Source organism: Pseudomonas sp. SM4, assembly GCF_051913165.1.
GTDB lineage: Bacteria > Pseudomonadota > Gammaproteobacteria > Pseudomonadales > Pseudomonadaceae > Aquipseudomonas.
This window is the reverse complement of sequence record NZ_JBODOE010000007.1, coordinates 93774-109423: the sequence shown is the minus strand read 5'-3', so window position 1 is coordinate 109423 and position 15650 is coordinate 93774. Positions and strand designations below refer to the sequence as shown.

At 59.8% G+C, this 15650-nt stretch carries 12 protein-coding genes; 6 read left to right on the top strand and 6 right to left on the bottom strand.

What is annotated here, in order from left to right:
* Nucleotides 1-34: 34 nt before the first annotated feature.
* Both ACQ4MY_RS14850 and ACQ4MY_RS14845 read right to left on the bottom strand, forming a co-directional pair.
* A complete protein-coding gene (locus ACQ4MY_RS14850; protein WP_008080993.1) occupies nucleotides 35-1573 on the bottom strand; it encodes an NCS1 family nucleobase:cation symporter-1 in 1539 nt (512 codons plus the stop codon).
* A 525-nt stretch (nucleotides 1574-2098) separates the two neighbouring features.
* Nucleotides 2099-2839: a phosphoadenylyl-sulfate reductase gene (locus ACQ4MY_RS14845; protein ID WP_440095661.1), complete on the bottom strand. Its 741-nt coding sequence runs from the start codon at nucleotides 2837-2839 to the stop codon at nucleotides 2099-2101.
* Nucleotides 2840-3003: 164 nt separating this feature from the next.
* Here ACQ4MY_RS14845 and thrH point away from each other — a divergent pair, with 164 nt between their 5' ends.
* A complete protein-coding gene (gene thrH / locus ACQ4MY_RS14840; protein WP_440095660.1) occupies nucleotides 3004-3621 on the top strand; it encodes a bifunctional phosphoserine phosphatase/homoserine phosphotransferase ThrH in 618 nt (205 codons plus the stop codon).
* A 139-nt stretch (nucleotides 3622-3760) separates the two neighbouring features.
* On the opposite strand, the gene pabB is transcribed toward thrH, so the two are convergent.
* The 4 genes from pabB to rloA form a co-directional block, all read right to left on the bottom strand.
* Nucleotides 3761-5104, bottom strand: a complete 1344-nt coding sequence (gene pabB / locus ACQ4MY_RS14835; protein ID WP_440095658.1) for an aminodeoxychorismate synthase component I — start codon at nucleotides 5102-5104, stop codon at nucleotides 3761-3763.
* Nucleotides 5105-5318: 214 nt separating this feature from the next.
* Nucleotides 5319-6305, bottom strand: a complete 987-nt coding sequence (locus ACQ4MY_RS14830) for an alpha-L-glutamate ligase-like protein (RefSeq protein ID WP_440095657.1) — start codon at nucleotides 6303-6305, stop codon at nucleotides 5319-5321.
* Entirely contained in the window at nucleotides 6305-7840 is a 1536-nt protein-coding gene (gene rloB / locus ACQ4MY_RS14825; RefSeq protein WP_008080999.1) for an osmotic stress tolerance membrane protein RloB, read from the bottom strand. Before rloB ends, ACQ4MY_RS14830 begins: the two co-directional genes overlap by 1 nt.
* A 5-nt stretch (nucleotides 7841-7845) precedes the next feature.
* The gene (gene rloA / locus ACQ4MY_RS14820; RefSeq protein WP_008081000.1) at nucleotides 7846-8382 is read right to left on the bottom strand and encodes a retropepsin-like aspartic peptidase RloA; all 537 of its coding nucleotides are present in this window, start codon (nucleotides 8380-8382) and stop codon (nucleotides 7846-7848) included.
* 347 nt (nucleotides 8383-8729) lie between these two features.
* On the opposite strand from rloA, the gene ACQ4MY_RS14815 reads away from it, so the two are divergent.
* From ACQ4MY_RS14815 to prpF, 5 genes are all read left to right on the top strand, one after another.
* A complete protein-coding gene (locus ACQ4MY_RS14815; RefSeq protein ID WP_172828118.1) occupies nucleotides 8730-9452 on the top strand; it encodes a GntR family transcriptional regulator in 723 nt (240 codons plus the stop codon).
* Complete coding sequence (gene prpB, locus ACQ4MY_RS14810; RefSeq protein WP_440095656.1) at nucleotides 9449-10339, top strand: methylisocitrate lyase; 891 nt, start codon at nucleotides 9449-9451, stop codon at nucleotides 10337-10339. Before ACQ4MY_RS14815 ends, prpB begins: the two co-directional genes overlap by 4 nt.
* A 95-nt stretch (nucleotides 10340-10434) precedes the next feature.
* Entirely contained in the window at nucleotides 10435-11562 is a 1128-nt protein-coding gene (gene prpC / locus ACQ4MY_RS14805; RefSeq protein ID WP_440095655.1) for a bifunctional 2-methylcitrate synthase/citrate synthase, read from the top strand.
* A gap of 175 nt (nucleotides 11563-11737) precedes the next feature.
* On the top strand, nucleotides 11738-14332 hold the full coding sequence (gene acnD, locus ACQ4MY_RS14800; protein ID WP_440095653.1) for a Fe/S-dependent 2-methylisocitrate dehydratase AcnD: 2595 nt from the start codon (nucleotides 11738-11740) through the stop codon (nucleotides 14330-14332).
* A 54-nt stretch (nucleotides 14333-14386) separates the two neighbouring features.
* Nucleotides 14387-15577 (top strand): 2-methylaconitate cis-trans isomerase PrpF, encoded by a 1191-nt coding sequence (gene prpF / locus ACQ4MY_RS14795; RefSeq protein WP_440095652.1) that lies wholly within the window; start codon nucleotides 14387-14389, stop codon nucleotides 15575-15577.
* Nucleotides 15578-15650: the final 73 nt, after the last annotated feature.

The following is a 15650-nucleotide window of genomic DNA, read 5'->3' as shown; positions in this document are numbered from 1 at the left end:
AGTTCTGCGGCCCGAGGTCCGGGCCGCGAGGGAGTTAATGGCAGACGTTGTCGACCGCAATCGATTCGCCACTGATGTCGGCGTAGTGCGGCTGACGCTTGGCGATGATCAGGTAGAGCATTCCGGCGATCCCGGCGCCGATCAGCCAGGAGAACGGCGAAACGCTGTGGAAACCGGGAACGAGCGCGAGGACGATGGCGATCAACGCCGCAGGAATAAACGCCGCGACAGCGCGGAAATTGACCCCGTGGCTGTAGTAATAAGCGCCGTTGGGATCTTCACTGTAGAGCTGCGGGACGTTGACCCGGCCTTTGCGGATCAGCCAGTAGTCGACCATGATCACCCCGTACAACGGGCCGAGCAGGGCGCCGAGGCCGGACAGGAAATAGACGATCACCAGCGGGCTGTTGTAGAGATTCCACGGCAGGATCAACACCGCGATGGTGGCGCTGATCAATCCGGCGCGGCGGAAGGTCAGGTACTTCGGCGCGAGGTTGCTGAGGACGAAGGCCGGGGCGACGAAGTTGGCCATGATGTTCACCGCAACGGTGACGATCAGGAATGCCAGGCAACCAAGGACCAGGAAGAAGGTGTTGGGAATCGACGCAATGATCTCGGTCGGGCTTTCGATGATCCGGCCATTGATCTGAAATTGCGCACCGCAGAGCAGCACGGTAATCGCGGCAAACACCAGAATATTCACCGGCAAACCCCAGAAGTTTCCTACCTTGATGGTCTTGCGGCACGGCGAAGAGCGGGCGAAGTCGCAGAAGTTGAGGATCAATGTGCCGTAGATCGCCAGCCACAACGCACCGCCGGCAAAGATGTTGCGCCACATCTCGCCACCGGTCAGTGGATCGCGGGTCGACCAGGCGATGGTCGCGTTGGCCTGGAAGTACATCCACGCGGCGAGGGCGGCGACGGTCAGCAGAATCACCGGGCCGGCAAAGGCTTCGTAACGGCGGACCATTTCCATGCCGTAGGCGAGAATCGCCAGTTGCACGAACCAGATCGCCACGAAGCACACCCAGCCCAAGGTCGACAGGCCAAGAATCGAGTTGTGATCGTATTCAGCGAAGCCGGGATGCACCGCCGTCAGCAGCACGCGGAACACCACCGAGGCCAGATACGTCTGAATGCCGAACCAGGCGATGGCGATAACCGCCCTGATCAGTGCAGGAATTTGCGCGCCGTGAATGCCGAAACTGATCCGGCTGATCACCGGAAACGGCACACCGGTTTTCTGCCCCATGTAACCGGACAGGTTCATGAAGAAATACACCAGCGCCGCGCCGATCCCCAGCGACAGCAGAATCTGCCAGCCACCCAGCCCCAATGCGTACAAGCCAATGGCGAAGGAGTAGTTGGCGATGTTGTGCACGTCGTTGGTCCAAAGCGCGAAGATGCTGTATTTGCCCCAGCGTCGGCCTTCAGCCTTGGTGGGCGCCAGGTCGCTGTTGTGCAAACGGGGGCTGAGTTGTAACGGCTCGCTCAGACCGTCGTAGGGCAACGGTTGATCAAGGGCAGAGGCGGGCAGATTCAGCGCGATGTTATTCGAGAGACTTGTACGCATTCCGGCAGGCTCCTGATGTTCAGGGCCGCGATGACTGTGCATAAGCCGTCAGGCTCGACAAATCTTCGTCGCGGCAGTGAAAGCATCACTGGTTACGGGGCATCTGCAGCCTGTACGGTATAGGGCGCTTCAGGCTTGCGGATCGAAAGTGTTTATGTTTTGCAGTTTTGTATACAAAACATGTATGCACTTAAGCCAGTTTTGTGCCAGTTGGCGATCTATGCACAGCCGTGCTCATTTCGAAAAGTTATCGAAGCACGCCAAGTATCTGAAAATAAATGGTTATAAATTGACCGATTGAACAGGTATTTATTTTTTGTGGAGGATTTTTACGGCGGGCGGAAGCGGGGGTTTTTCAGGCGGGATGTAACTTTTCAGGGCGCGGAAACAAAAAAGTGCACACATAAATGGCACCGATGGTGACATTTATGTGTACACATTTTTTGAGGTCAAAAGATCGCAGCCTGCGGCAGCTCCTACATGGCAATGCGGTCACCTGTAGGAGCTGCCGCAGGCTGCGATCTTTTAGCTGTTGGATTTGCTGATGATGTTACCGGCATGCAGCCCGCACTCTTTCTGCGTGGCTTCTTCCCACCACCAACGGCCTTCGCGCTCGTGCTGGTTCGGCAGGACAGGGCGGGTGCACGGTTCGCAGCCGATGCTGATGAAACCGCGCTCATGCAGGCTGTTGTAAGGCAGTTCGAGCATGCGGATGTAACCCCAGATCTCTTCACTGGTCATCTGCGCCAACGGATTGAACTTGTACAACGTGCGCTCTGGGGTGGAGAACGCTGTATCGATTTCCATCACCGCCACGGCACTGCGAGTGCCCGGGCTCTGGTCGCGGCGCTGGCCGGTGGCCCAGGCTTTGACGCCTGACAATTTGCGCCGCAGCGGCTCGATCTTGCGGATGCCGCAGCATTCGCCGTGGCCGTCCTTGTAGAAACTGAACAGGCCTTTTTCCTTCACGAACGGTTCCAGTTTCGTGTAGTCCGGCGACACCAGTTCGATGTCGATCTTGTAGTGCTCGCGCACCTGATCGATGAAGCGATAGGTTTCCGGGTGCAGGCGGCCGGTGTCGAGGCTGAACACCTTGACGTTCTTGTTGAGCTTCCAGGCCATGTCCACCAGCACCACATCCTCGGCGCCGCTGAAAGATATCCACAAGTCATCGCCGAACTCGGCAAAGGCGAGTTTGAGAATGTCTTGCGCGGATTTGTTGGCATAGGTCGTGGCGAGTTCCACGACGTCGAACGTTGCACTCATCAGGGCGGCTTCCTACAGGTCGGTGGCGCTGGGCGCTCTATATGGGGCCGATGGTAACAAAAAGCTGCGTGGCTCGGGGCGTGCTGTGCGTTGCGCGAGTGGATTTGAGCCGCTAGAGTTCGGCCTCGCTCGACTCAAATAATCAATACAAACGGGAGTGTCTTGTGGAAATTGCTTGCCTGGATCTTGAAGGGGTGTTGGTGCCGGAAATCTGGATCGCCTTCGCCGAAAAAACCGGAATCGACTCCCTCAAGGCCACCACCCGGGACATTCCCGATTACGACGTGCTGATGAAGCAGCGTCTGCGCATCCTCGACGAGCACGGCCTGAAGCTCGCCGACATTCAGGAAGTGATCGCCACGCTGAAGCCGCTGGACGGCGCGGTGGAGTTCGTCAACTGGCTGCGCGAGCGCTTTCAGGTGGTGATTCTGTCGGATACGTTCTACGAGTTCTCACAGCCGCTGATGCGTCAGTTGGGCTTCCCGACGTTGCTGTGCCATCGTCTGATCACTGACGACACCGGGCGGGTGACCAGCTATCAGTTGCGCCAGAAAGATCCGAAGCGCCAGTCGGTGCTGGCGTTCAAAAGCCTGTATTACCGGGTGATTGCGGCGGGGGATTCGTATAACGACACGACGATGCTGGGCGAGGCCGATGCGGGGATTCTGTTCCATGCGCCGGAGAATGTGATTCGCGAGTTTCCGCAATTTCCGGCGGTGCACACCTTTGCCGACCTTAAGCAGGAATTCCTCAAAGCCTCCAACCGGGATTTGAGTTTGTAATGAATACCCCTGTAGGAGCTGCCGAAGGCTGCGATCTTTTGATCTGGTTTTCTTGGAGCAAGATCAAAAGATCGCAGCCTTCGGCAGCTCCTACAGGGTTGATGATCGTTCCCACGCGGAGCGTGGGAACGATCATTACTCAGAGGTTTTGCAGGGTTTCGAGGAGGATTCTGACTTTGGTAATCGACTCCTGATACTCAGCCTGCCAGTCCGAATCCGCAACAATCCCGCCACCACCCCAGCAGCACACCTGCCCATCCTTGACCAACAGACTGCGAATCGCGATGGAGCTGTCCATCTCGCCGCGCACGTCCAGGTACAGCAACGAGCCGCAATACAATCCGCGCCGGGTCGGCTCCAGTTCATCAATAATCTGCATCGCACGAATCTTCGGGGCGCCGGTGATCGAGCCGCCGGGGAAGCTGCCGGCAATCAAATCCAGTGCATCGCGGTCGTCCGCCAATTCGCCGGTCACGCTGCTGACCAGGTGATGCACGTTCGGATAGCTCTCCAGGCTAAACAACTCCGGCACCCGCACCGAACCAATGCGGCAGGTGCGGCCGAGGTCGTTGCGCAGCAGATCAACGATCATCAGGTTTTCCGCGCGATCCTTGGGGCTGGCCAGCAGTTCGGCGGCGTTGGCAGCGTCTTCGGCCGGCGTGAGACCTCGCGGGCGAGTGCCTTTGATGGGGCGGGTTTCGACCTGACGCTGGCTGACTTTGACAAAGCGCTCCGGCGACAGGCTCAACACCGCGCCGCCGTCGGGCAAGCTCTGGAAACCGGAGAACGGGGTCGGGCAGGCTTCGCGCAATTTGCAGTAGGCCAGCCACGGATCGCCCTGGCACGACGCGCGAAAGCGCTGGGCGAAGTTGACCTGATAGCAATCGCCGGCCTGAATGTAATGCTGAATGCGTTCGAAGGCCTGACGGTAATCGTCGGCCGAAAGGTCCGCGGCCATCGGGTTGTTGAGCTTGAACGGGGTTAAAGCACGAACGACTGGCTGCGTGAACAACAAAATCAGCCGCTGTTTCTCGCTGTCGATCACGGACGGGTGAAAGACCAATTGACTGGTCGCCGTCTGGTGATCGCTGATCAGCGCCCAGTCGTACAACCCGAAACGCGCGTCCGGCAATTGCAGGTCATCGCCGGCGTGACTCGGCAGGTGTTCCAGATGCCGACCGAAGTCGTAGCTCAGGTAGCCAATCAAACCGCCAGCAAACGGCAGCTCGAAACCCGCAGGCAAATCTGCCTCACCGAGGCGACTTAAGTTGTCGCGCAATCGTTGCAGGAAACGGCTGCCGCTCTCGTCCGGCAGCACCGACAGTTGTTCCAGCGGCCAGGCGCTGAGCAAGTCATAACGGCCACGGTCGGCACTTGGCCGGCCGCTGTCGAGCAGCACGGCGCCGGGGGCGTTGCGGATGGCCGCGAAGTAGTCGGCGGGATTGGCGCGGTAGGGCAGCGGGTGTACGGAACAGGTCAGCATGGGCGGGGCAGATCGGCCGTTGAGGCGGGGTGGGGATTGTAGTCCTCCGGGCGATTTGCTCCTAGAGGGGATGTCGGGGATTGGCAGATTGGCGGCAGGGTTGAATTATGTGGTGACTGTGAATGAGCCATCGCGAGCAGGCTCACTCCTACATTTGGAATCCATTCCCCTGTAGGAGTGAGCCTGCTCGCGATGGCCTCGACTCGGTTTCGGATCAGCCCTCGACCGCAGGAATATGCCCAAACATTTCCTGGGTAAACGCCACGCGCTCTTCAGCCGTCTCCGTCACGCCACGCGCCTTCAACTCCTCCAGGCGCGCTTCAACCGCATGCGTACGCAACGTCAGCCCACAGTCGTTAGCAATCTGAATATTCAACCCCGGCCGCGCATTCAGCTCGAGAATCAGCGGGCCTTTCTCCTGATCGAGCACCATGTCCACACCGATGTAACCCAGTCCGCACAGCTCATAACAGCCGGCCGCGAGTTTCATGAAACCGTCCCAGTAGGGCAGTTGCACGCCATCCACCGCGTTGGTGGTGTCGGGGTGTTTGGTGATGATGTTGTTCAGCCAGGTGCCGCGCAAGGTCAGACCGGTGGCCAGATCGACACCAACGCCGATGGCGCCCTGGTGCAGGTTGGCCTTGCCGCCGGACTGCCGGGTCGGCAGGCGCAGCATCGCCATCACCGGATAGCCCATCAAGACGATGATGCGGATGTCCGGCACGCCTTCGTAGCTGATGCTTTTGAAGATCTGATCCGGGGTCACCCGGTATTCGATCAGCGCCCGGTCGCGGTGGCCGCCCAGTGAATACAGGCCAGTGAGGATGCTCGAGATGTGATGCTCCAGCTCTTCGTGGGCAATGATCTTGCCCGACACCGTGCGATAGCGGCCTTCGAAACGGTCGGCGACGACGATAATGCCGTCACCGCCAGCACCCTGCGCAGGCTTGATCACGAAGTCGCTGCGCCCGCCGATGATCTCGCCGAGCTTGTCGATTTCCTTCTCGGTGGAGATCACGCCATACAATTCCGGCACGTGGATGCCGGCCTCGATCGCGCGTTCCTTGGTGATGATCTTGTCATCGACGATCGGGTACAGGCTGCGCTTGTTGTACTTGAGCACGTAGTCGGCGTTTCGCCGATTGATGCCCATGATCCCCCGCGCTTCCAGCGCCTTCCAGGTCTTCCAGAAACCGAACATCAGGCGTCAGCCTTCTTCAGGAAAGCCTTGAAGCGCACCAGTTCGGTCAGGCGGTAGCCGCGATAACGACCCATCGCCAGCATGAAGCCGACCAGAATCAGCAGGATCGCCGGGAAGGTGAACACGAAGTAAACCAGCTCAGGCACGGTCATGATCAGGTGCGCCAGGGACGCCGCGAACAGCGTGCCGATCGCCACTTTCATCGCATGGCTGGCGCCGCGTTCTTCCCAGGTGATCGACAGGCGTTCGATGGTCATGGTCAGAATCACCATCGGGAACAGCGCCACGGACAAGCCGCGCTCCAGACCGAGTTTATGACTGAACAGGCTGATCGCCGCGATCAGCACCACGACAAAGGTCAACACCACCGACAGTCGCGGCAGCATTTGCAGCTTCAGGTGTTCCAGGTAAGAACGTAATGACAGCCCCAGCGCCGTGATCACGGTAAACAGCAATATACCGAAGCCCAGTTGCGTTTCGCGGAAGGCGAGGGCGATCAGCACCGGGGTGAACGTACCGAGGGTTTGCAGGCCGATCAGGTTGCGCAGGATCAAAATCACCAGCACGCCGATCGGGATCATCACCATGATCATGAAAGTCTGCTGGGTCTGCAGCGGTAAGCCGTACAGCGAGTATTCAAGGAAGTTGGCGTCGGTGTTTTCGTCCGTGAGCTTGGCCAGACGAATCGCGTTCATCTCGCTGTTGTTCAGGCTGAAGGTCACGTTGGCTTTCTTGCCGCCGTCGACGGTGATCAGGTTTTCATCGCCAGTCCACCACAGCAGGCGATCGGTCGGCAGGCCTTGCTCGCCGGTTTCCGGGTTGAAGTACAGCCAGTCGTTGCCGTTGAAGCTGCGTAGCCACAGTTCGGGCATTTGCGGCTGGTCGGCGACGAGGCGGATGGTGTGGACTTTTTCCACCGGGACGTGGGCGATCGACAGCAGCAGTTCGACGATTTTGGCTTTGTGCGCGGTCGACGGATCGCCGGCCAGCAGCAGTTTCACGTTGTCATCGTTGAGGTTGTTGACGCGTTTGATCGCTTCGCCGATGAAAGTTTCAACGTCGGCGGAGTGTTGGCGGATCGGCGCGAGCAGAGCTTCAGCGGCGATTTTTTCCGGGCCTTCGATGGCGATGCTGTCGCGGAAGGTCGGGCCTTTGATCTTGGTTTTTTCCGCGGTATATCGCTTGGTCAGCACCAGACGGTAATAAAGGGTCTGGTTGCCCTTGGCCCGGCGCGCCGACCAGGTCACCTTGCGGTTGCCGTCGACACGGTTCACGGCGACACCGTAGTTATTGGAGATAAAACTCTCGTTGAGGCTGACGTAGTCGCGGCTCAACGGCGGCACAAACATCTGGATCTTTACCGGGTCTTTGGTGCTGGCGACGAACTCGACCTTGGCGTCGATGTTCCACAAGTCGTCGGTCGCGTCTTCGGTCACCGGGATGCCGAGCACGAAAATCTGATAGGCCGTAACCGAAACGCCCAGCAGCACCAGAATGGTGATCAGGATTTTCAGGTGGAAGGTTAGAGAACGCATGGAAATTACTCGGCGGTATGAGCGGCGATGGTGCAGGCGGGTTTGCCGGCAGCGTATTTAAGACTGGGGTCGACCAGCGCGTCGAAGCGTTTCAGCGCCTCGGAGCCAATCAAAAGCGGATATTGGAACGCACTTCGGTCGGTCAGGTTCACTTCGATGCTGCGCAGCGCCGTGCCCATGCAGATATCCAGCTCGATCACCGGACGGGCGGTGTACTTCTTGCCTTCTTCCGGGTCGTAGTCGCCGGCGCGGCGCTTGATCTTGCTGACCCGGGCCAGCGGCCGTTCGATCGGGTGCGAATGCGCGGCGTCGATGGCCAAGTAGAAACGTACCCAGGACTCACCGTTGCGTTTAAAACGTTTGATATCGCGGGCACTCAGCGAGGCGGTTTTCGCGCCGGTGTCGAGTTTGGCCGCGACTTCGAGATTGATGCCGTCAAGCGAAGCGTATTCGTTGAGGCCATACACGGTTTTTTCCCCCGCGGCGGCAAGGCCGGGCAGGCAAAACAGGGCAAAGAATGTGGGGAAGGGCTTGAGTCTCATAAATCCTGGTGCGCAGCGTTCCGTTGTCGGTTCAGGTCCCTGGCAAAACTTGCGCAAGGCCCTTCGTGTGCCTATCAGCTTTTTATGACAAGCCGTACAAATGGCCAGCAAATGCGGGCGGCATTCTAGCACGGTGGTTTTATGGCGCCAGCGCTGGGGGCGGTCTATGGAAGATCAAAAGATCGCAGCCTGCGGCAGCTCCTACGCTGATCCCTGTAGGAGCTGCCGCAGGCTGCGATCTTTTAAGGTTATTAGACAATTGTCGACAATACCCATTTATCCTTTGACTGATTCGGCTGAATTAGCTAGTTTTTGCCGCATTGGATTTAAAGGTGTCGACAATCATGCTGGATCAACTCGATCCCCCGGTCATCAGCGGCGACGATTCCGAGACGCTCTCGGAAAACGTCTTCCGGCGTATTCAGGCGGCCATCGTCAAAGGCGAGATCGCCCCGGGCAGCAAGATCTCCGAGCCGGAGCTGGCGCGCACTTACGGCATCAGCCGTGGGCCGCTACGTGAGGCAATTCATCGGCTGGAAGGCCAGCGCCTGCTGGTGCGTGTACCGCACGTCGGCGCACGGGTTGTCTCACTCAGCCACGCCGAATTGCTCGAACTCTATGAAATCCGCGAATCCCTCGAAGGCATGGCCTGCCGCCTGGCGGCCGAACGCATGAGCGTCGAAGAAATCGACGAACTGCGTCGCGTACTGGAAACCCACGAACGCGACGCGGCGTTTCAGGCCGGCGTTGGCTACTACCAGCAGGAAGGCGATTTCGACTTTCACTACCGGATCATCCAGGGCAGCGGCAACCGCACGCTGACGCAGATGCTCTGCGGCGAGCTGTATCAACTGGTGCGCATGTACCGCATACAGTTCTCGACCACGCCGAACCGCCCACGCCAGGCCTTTGCCGAACACCACCGGATTCTCGATGCCATCGCCGACCGTGACGGCGAACTCGCGGAATTGCTGATGCGCCGTCACATCGGCGCCTCGAAACGCAACATCGCCCGTCACTACCAGGACGGCGCCCACAATAAGACAGCCACTGAACGAGGTGAGTCATGAGTTCCAAGCACAGCACTCCAGGCCAGCGTTTCCGCGATGCGGTCGCCAGCGAGCATCCATTGCAGGTGGTCGGCGCGATCAACGCCAACCACGCGTTGCTGGCCAAGCGCGCCGGTTTCAAGGCGATCTACCTGTCCGGTGGCGGGGTGGCTGCAGGCTCGCTCGGCGTGCCGGATCTGGGCATCACCGGTCTGGATGATGTGCTGACCGACGTGCGCCGCATCACCGATGTTTGCGATCTGCCACTGCTGGTCGACGTCGACACCGGGTTCGGCTCGTCGGCGTTCAACGTGGCGCGCACGGTCAAGTCGATGATGAAGTTCGGCGCGGCGGCGATTCATATCGAAGATCAGGTTGGCGCCAAGCGCTGTGGCCACCGTCCGAACAAAGAGATCGTCAGCCAGCAGGAAATGGTCGACCGCATCAAAGCCGCCGTGGATGCGCGCACCGATGACAGCTTTGTGATCATGGCGCGCACCGATGCGCTGGCGGTGGAGGGGCTGGAATCGGCACTCGATCGCGCTGCGGCGTGCATCGAGGCCGGCGCCGACATGATTTTTCCGGAAGCCATCACTGAGCTGGAGATGTACAAGCTGTTCGCCAACCGCGTGAAAGCGCCGATTCTGGCCAACATCACCGAGTTCGGCGCGACGCCGCTGTACACCACCGAGCAACTGGCGGGTGCCGATGTTTCGCTGGTGCTGTATCCGCTGTCGGCGTTCCGTGCGATGAACAAGGCTGCGGAAAACGTTTACACGGCGATCCGTCGCGACGGTACGCAGCAGAATGTCATCGACACCATGCAGACTCGCATGGAGCTTTACGATCGCATCGATTACCACACGTTCGAGCAGAAGCTCGATGCGTTGTTTGCTGCGAAGAAATAAAGATCAAAAGATCGCAGCCTGCGGCAGCTCCTACAGTGCAAGGGGCTGCGATCTTTTCGCCACACTCCCTAACAAATTCAAGATTGGAGAACACAATGGCCGAAGCAAAAGTACTCAGTGGCGCCGGGCTCCGTGGCCAGGTTGCCGGGCAAACCGCACTGTCCACGGTGGGCCAGGCCGGTGCCGGGCTGACCTATCGCGGCTACGACGTGCGCGAACTGGCAGCCGATGCGCAATTTGAAGAAGTCGCCTACCTGCTGCTCTACGGCGAGCTGCCAAACCAGGCGCAACTCGACGAATACCAGGGCAAGCTGAGCAAGCTGCGCGATCTGCCGCAAGCGCTGAAAGAAGTGCTCGAACGCATCCCCGCCGACGCCCACCCGATGGACGTGATGCGCACCGGTTGCTCGTTCCTTGGCAATATCGAACCGGAGAAAGACTTCTCCGAACAGCGCGACAAGACCGACCGCTTGCTCGCCGCATTCCCGGCGATCATGTGCTACTGGTATCGCTTCAGCCACGACGGCAAGCGCATCAACTGCGTGAGCAGCGAGCCAACCATCGGCGGCCACTTCCTGCACCTGCTGCACGACAAGAAGCCGAGCGAACTGCACGTGAAAGTGATGAACGTGTCGCTGATCCTTTACGCCGAGCACGAATTCAACGCCTCGACCTTCACCGCGCGCGTTTGCGCCTCCACCCTGTCTGATCTGTATTCCTGCGTCACCGCCGCCATCGGTTCGCTGCGCGGCCCGTTGCATGGCGGCGCCAACGAAGCGGCAATGGAAATGATCGAGCGCTTCTCTTCGCCGGAAGAGGCGATCAAAGGCACCCTCGGCATGCTTGAGCGCAAAGACAAGATCATGGGCTTCGGCCACGCGATCTATAAGGACAGCGACCCGCGCAACGAAGTGATCAAAGGCTGGGCGAAACAGCTGGCTGATGAAGTCGGTGACAAGGTGTTGTTCCCGGTCTCGGAAGCCATCGACAAGACCATGTGGGAGCAGAAAAAACTCTTCCCCAACGCCGATTTCTACCATGCCTCGGCGTATCACTTCATGGGCATTCCGACCAAGCTGTTTACGCCGATCTTCGTCTGCTCGCGCCTGACCGGCTGGGCCGCGCACGTGTTCGAACAACGCGCCAACAATCGCATCATCCGCCCAAGCGCCGAATACATCGGCGTCGAACAGCGCAAGTTCGTGCCAATCGAACGTCGCTGAATGGTGAGTGCCAACCGCTGATCGCAATCCCTGTAGGAGCTGCCGAAGGCTGCGATCTTTTGATCTTTGTTTTCAAGATCAGGATCAACAGATCGCAGCCTTCGGCAGCTCCTACAAGGGGGATCGGCGAGAAGGCATCACCCTTTGCAACCACCGTGACCCGAGTCCTGACCCGATGAACACAGCATTCCGCAAAACCCTGCCCGGCAGCCCTCTGGATTATTTCGACGCCCGCGCGGCGGTCGAGGCGATTCAGCCCGGCAGTTACGACACCCTGCCGTACACCTCCCGCGTGCTGGCGGAAAACCTCGTGCGTCGCTGCGACCCGGCCGCGCTCACCGATTCGCTCAAGCAACTGATCGAGCGCAAACGCGACCTCGACTTCCCATGGTTCCCGGCGCGAGTGGTGTGCCACGACATTCTCGGCCAGACCGCTCTGGTCGACCTCGCTGGCCTGCGCGACGCGATCGCCTTGCAGGGCGGCGACCCGGCGCAAGTCAACCCGGTGGTGCCGACGCAACTGATCGTCGACCATTCGCTGGCCGTCGAGGCCGGTGGTTTCGATGCCCAGGCGTTCGAGAAAAACCGCGCCATCGAAGACCGTCGCAACGAAGACCGTTTCCACTTCATCAACTGGACCAAAAAGGCTTTCAAGAACGTTGATGTGATCCCGCCAGGCAACGGCATCATGCACCAGATCAACCTGGAGAAAATGTCTCCGGTGATTCAGGTACGTGAAGGCGTCGCGTTCCCTGACACCTGCGTCGGCACCGACAGTCACACCCCGCACGTCGATGCCTTGGGCGTGATCGCCATCGGCGTTGGCGGCCTCGAAGCCGAGAGCGTGATGCTTGGTCGCGCGTCGTGGATGCGTCTGCCGGAAAGCGTCGGCGTCGAACTGACCGGCAAGCTGCAACCGGGCATCACTGCCACTGACATGGTGCTGGCGCTGACCGAATACCTGCGTAAACAGAAAGTCGTCGGCGCCTGGCTGGAGTTCTTCGGCGAAGGCGCCGCTGCGCTGACCCTCGGCGACCGCGCAACCATCTCCAACATGGCCCCGGAATACGGCGCGACGGCGGCGATGTTCTACATCGACCAGCAGACCATCGACTACCTGAAACTCACCGGTCGTGAAGACCAGCAAGTGCAGCTCGTCGAGCAATACGCCAAGCTGACTGGCCTGTGGGCAGACAGCCTGAAAGGCGCGCAATACGAGCGCGGTCTGACTTTCGATTTGTCTTCGGTGGTGCGCAACATGGCCGGCCCGAGCAACCCGCACGCCCGCGTCGCGACCTCGGATCTGGCGGCCAAAGGCATCTCCGGTCAGTGGGAAGAAGTCCCCGGGCAAATGCCTGACGGCGCGGTGATCATCGCCGCCATCACCAGTTGCACCAACACCAGCAACCCGCGCAATGTCATCGCCGCTGGCCTGCTCGCGCGCAACGCCAACAAGCTCGGCCTGACCCGCAAACCGTGGGTGAAATCCTCGCTGGCGCCGGGCTCGAAAACCGTCGCGCTGTACCTTGACGAAGCGGGGCTGACCACTGAACTGGAGCAGCTCGGTTTCGGTGTTGTTGCCTTCGCCTGCACCACGTGCAATGGCATGTCCGGTGCGCTCGATCCAGTGATCCAGCAAGAGATCATCGACCGCGATCTGTATGCGACTGCGGTACTCTCGGGCAACCGCAACTTCGACGGCCGCATCCACCCGTACGCCAAGCAAGCGTTCCTCGCTTCGCCGCCGCTGGTGGTCGCTTACGCCATCGCCGGGACCATCCGTTTCGATATCGAGAAGGATGTCTTGGGCGTGGTCGACGGCAAGGAAATCCGCCTGAAAGACATCTGGCCGAGCGATGAAGAAATCGATGCGGTGGTGAAATCTTCGGTCAAGCCTGAGCAGTTCCGCCAGGTCTACATTCCGATGTTCGCCATCCACGAAGACACCGGCCCGAAAGTCACGCCGCTGTACGACTGGCGCGAGATGAGCACCTACATCCGCCGTCCGCCGTACTGGGAAGGCGCTCTGGCCGGCGCACGTCCGCTCAAAGGCATGCGCCCGCTGGCGGTGCTGCCCGACAACATCACCACCGATCACCTGTCGCCATCCAACGCAATCATGCTCGACAGCGCCGCCGGCGAATACCTGGCGAAAATGGGCTTGCCGGAAGAGGACTTCAACTCGTACGCCACCCACCGTGGCGACCACTTGACCGCGCAGCGCGCTACCTTCGCCAACCCGAAACTGTTCAACGAAATGGTCGTGGAAAACGGCAAGGTCAAACAGGGTTCGCTGGCGCGCGTCGAGCCGGAAGGCAAAGTGATGCGCATGTGGGAAGCCATCGAAACCTACATGGAGCGCAAGCAGCCGCTGATCATCATCGCCGGCGCCGATTACGGTCAGGGTTCGTCCCGTGACTGGGCGGCGAAAGGCGTGCGTCTGGCCGGTGTCGAAGCGATTGCCGCTGAGGGTTTCGAGCGCATTCACCGCACCAACCTGGTGGGCATGGGAGTGCTGCCGCTGGAGTTCAAGCCGGGCACCGACCGGCACACGCTGGCCATCGACGGCAGCGAAACCTACGACGTGATCGGCGAGCGCAAACCACGTGCAGATCTGACGCTGGTGATCCATCGCAAGAACGGCGAGCGCATTGATGTGCCGGTGACTTGCCGTCTGGATACCGCAGAAGAAGTGTCGATCTACGAAGCCGGCGGCGTGTTGCAACGTTTCGCTCAGGACTTCCTTGAAGAGTCGGCGGTTGCCGTTTAAATCTACTGATGCAGGCGTGAGATCTCGGTCTCACGCCTGTGGATAAGGAGCACCATGGCTCACTCACCACAAATAAAAATCCCCGCCACCTACATGCGCGGCGGCACCAGCAAAGGCGTGTTTTTCAGCCTCAAGGATTTGCCCGAAGCGGCGCAGATTCCCGGGCCGGTTCGCGACGCTCTGTTGCTGCGCGTGATCGGCAGCCCCGACCCGTACGACAAGCAGATCGACGGCATGGGCGGCGCCACTTCGAGCACCAGCAAAACCGTGATCCTGTCGAAAAGCCTCAAGGCTGATCACGACGTCGATTACCTGTTCGGACAGGTCTCCATCGACAAGCCCTTTGTGGATTGGAGCGGCAACTGCGGCAACCTCTCGGCTGCGGTCGGTTCGTTTGCCATCAGCAACGGTCTGGTCGATGCCAGCCGTATTCCGCACAACGGTGTTGCGGTGGTGCGCGTGTGGCAGGCCAACATCGGCAAAACCATCATCGCCCACGTGCCGATCACCAACGGCGAGGTGCAGGAAACCGGCGATTTCGAACTCGACGGCGTGACCTTTCCGGCCGCTGAAGTGCAAGTCGAATTCATGGACCCGGCGGCGGAAGAAGAGGGCGGCGGTGGCTCGATGTTCCCTACCGGTAACCTGGTCGATGAGCTGGAAGTGCCGGGTGTCGGCACGTTCAAAGCGACGATGATCAACGCCGGCATCCCGACGATTTTCGTCAACGCCGAAGACATTGGCTACACCGGCACCGAGCTGCAAGGCGCGATCAACAGCGATCCGCAAGCATTGCAGATGTTCGAGACCATTCGTGCTTACGGCGCGCTGAGCATGGGCCTGATTGCCAATCTCGACGAAGCGGCGAAACGGCAGCACACGCCGAAAGTCGCGTTCGTTGCCAAGCCTGCGGATTATGTGGCTTCCAGTGGTAAGGCGATTGGTGCCGGTGATGTGGATTTGCTGGTGCGCGCGTTGTCGATGGGCAAATTGCACCACGCGATGATGGGCACGGCGGCGGTGGCGATTGGTACGGCGGCGGCCATTTCCGGCACGCTGGTGAACCTTGCTGCAGGTGGCGTTGAACGCAATGCCGTGCGCTTTGGGCATCCGTCCGGGACGTTGCGGGTTGGCGCTGAAGCCAGCCTGGAAAACGGCGAGTGGATTGTGAAAAAAGCCATCATGAGCCGCAGTGCTCGGGTGCTGATGGAAGGTTACGTACGCGTCCCGGGCGATTCTTTCTGACCCAACACCTGACGCCACCCTGGATTGCTTCAACCTGTAGGAGCTGCCGAAGGCTGCGATCTTTTGATCTATG

Excerpts from the sequence above, each read along its gene's own strand:
- ACQ4MY_RS14850 (WP_008080993.1), bottom strand. The coding sequence starts at position 1,573 with ATGCGTACAAGTCTCTCGAATAACATCGCGCTGAATCTGCCCGCCTCT.
- ACQ4MY_RS14845 (WP_440095661.1), bottom strand. The coding sequence starts at position 2,839 with ATGAGTGCAACGTTCGACGTCGTGGAACTCGCCACGACCTATGCCAAC.
- pabB (WP_440095658.1), bottom strand. The coding sequence starts at position 5,104 with ATGCTGACCTGTTCCGTACACCCGCTGCCCTACCGCGCCAATCCCGCC.
- ACQ4MY_RS14830 (WP_440095657.1), bottom strand. The coding sequence starts at position 6,305 with ATGTTCGGTTTCTGGAAGACCTGGAAGGCGCTGGAAGCGCGGGGGATC.
- rloB (WP_008080999.1), bottom strand. The coding sequence starts at position 7,840 with ATGCGTTCTCTAACCTTCCACCTGAAAATCCTGATCACCATTCTGGTG.
- rloA (WP_008081000.1), bottom strand. The coding sequence starts at position 8,382 with ATGAGACTCAAGCCCTTCCCCACATTCTTTGCCCTGTTTTGCCTGCCC.
- prpB (WP_440095656.1), top strand. The coding sequence starts at position 9,449 with ATGAGTTCCAAGCACAGCACTCCAGGCCAGCGTTTCCGCGATGCGGTC.
- prpC (WP_440095655.1), top strand. The coding sequence starts at position 10,435 with ATGGCCGAAGCAAAAGTACTCAGTGGCGCCGGGCTCCGTGGCCAGGTT.
- acnD (WP_440095653.1), top strand. The coding sequence starts at position 11,738 with ATGAACACAGCATTCCGCAAAACCCTGCCCGGCAGCCCTCTGGATTAT.
- prpF (WP_440095652.1), top strand. The coding sequence starts at position 14,387 with ATGGCTCACTCACCACAAATAAAAATCCCCGCCACCTACATGCGCGGC.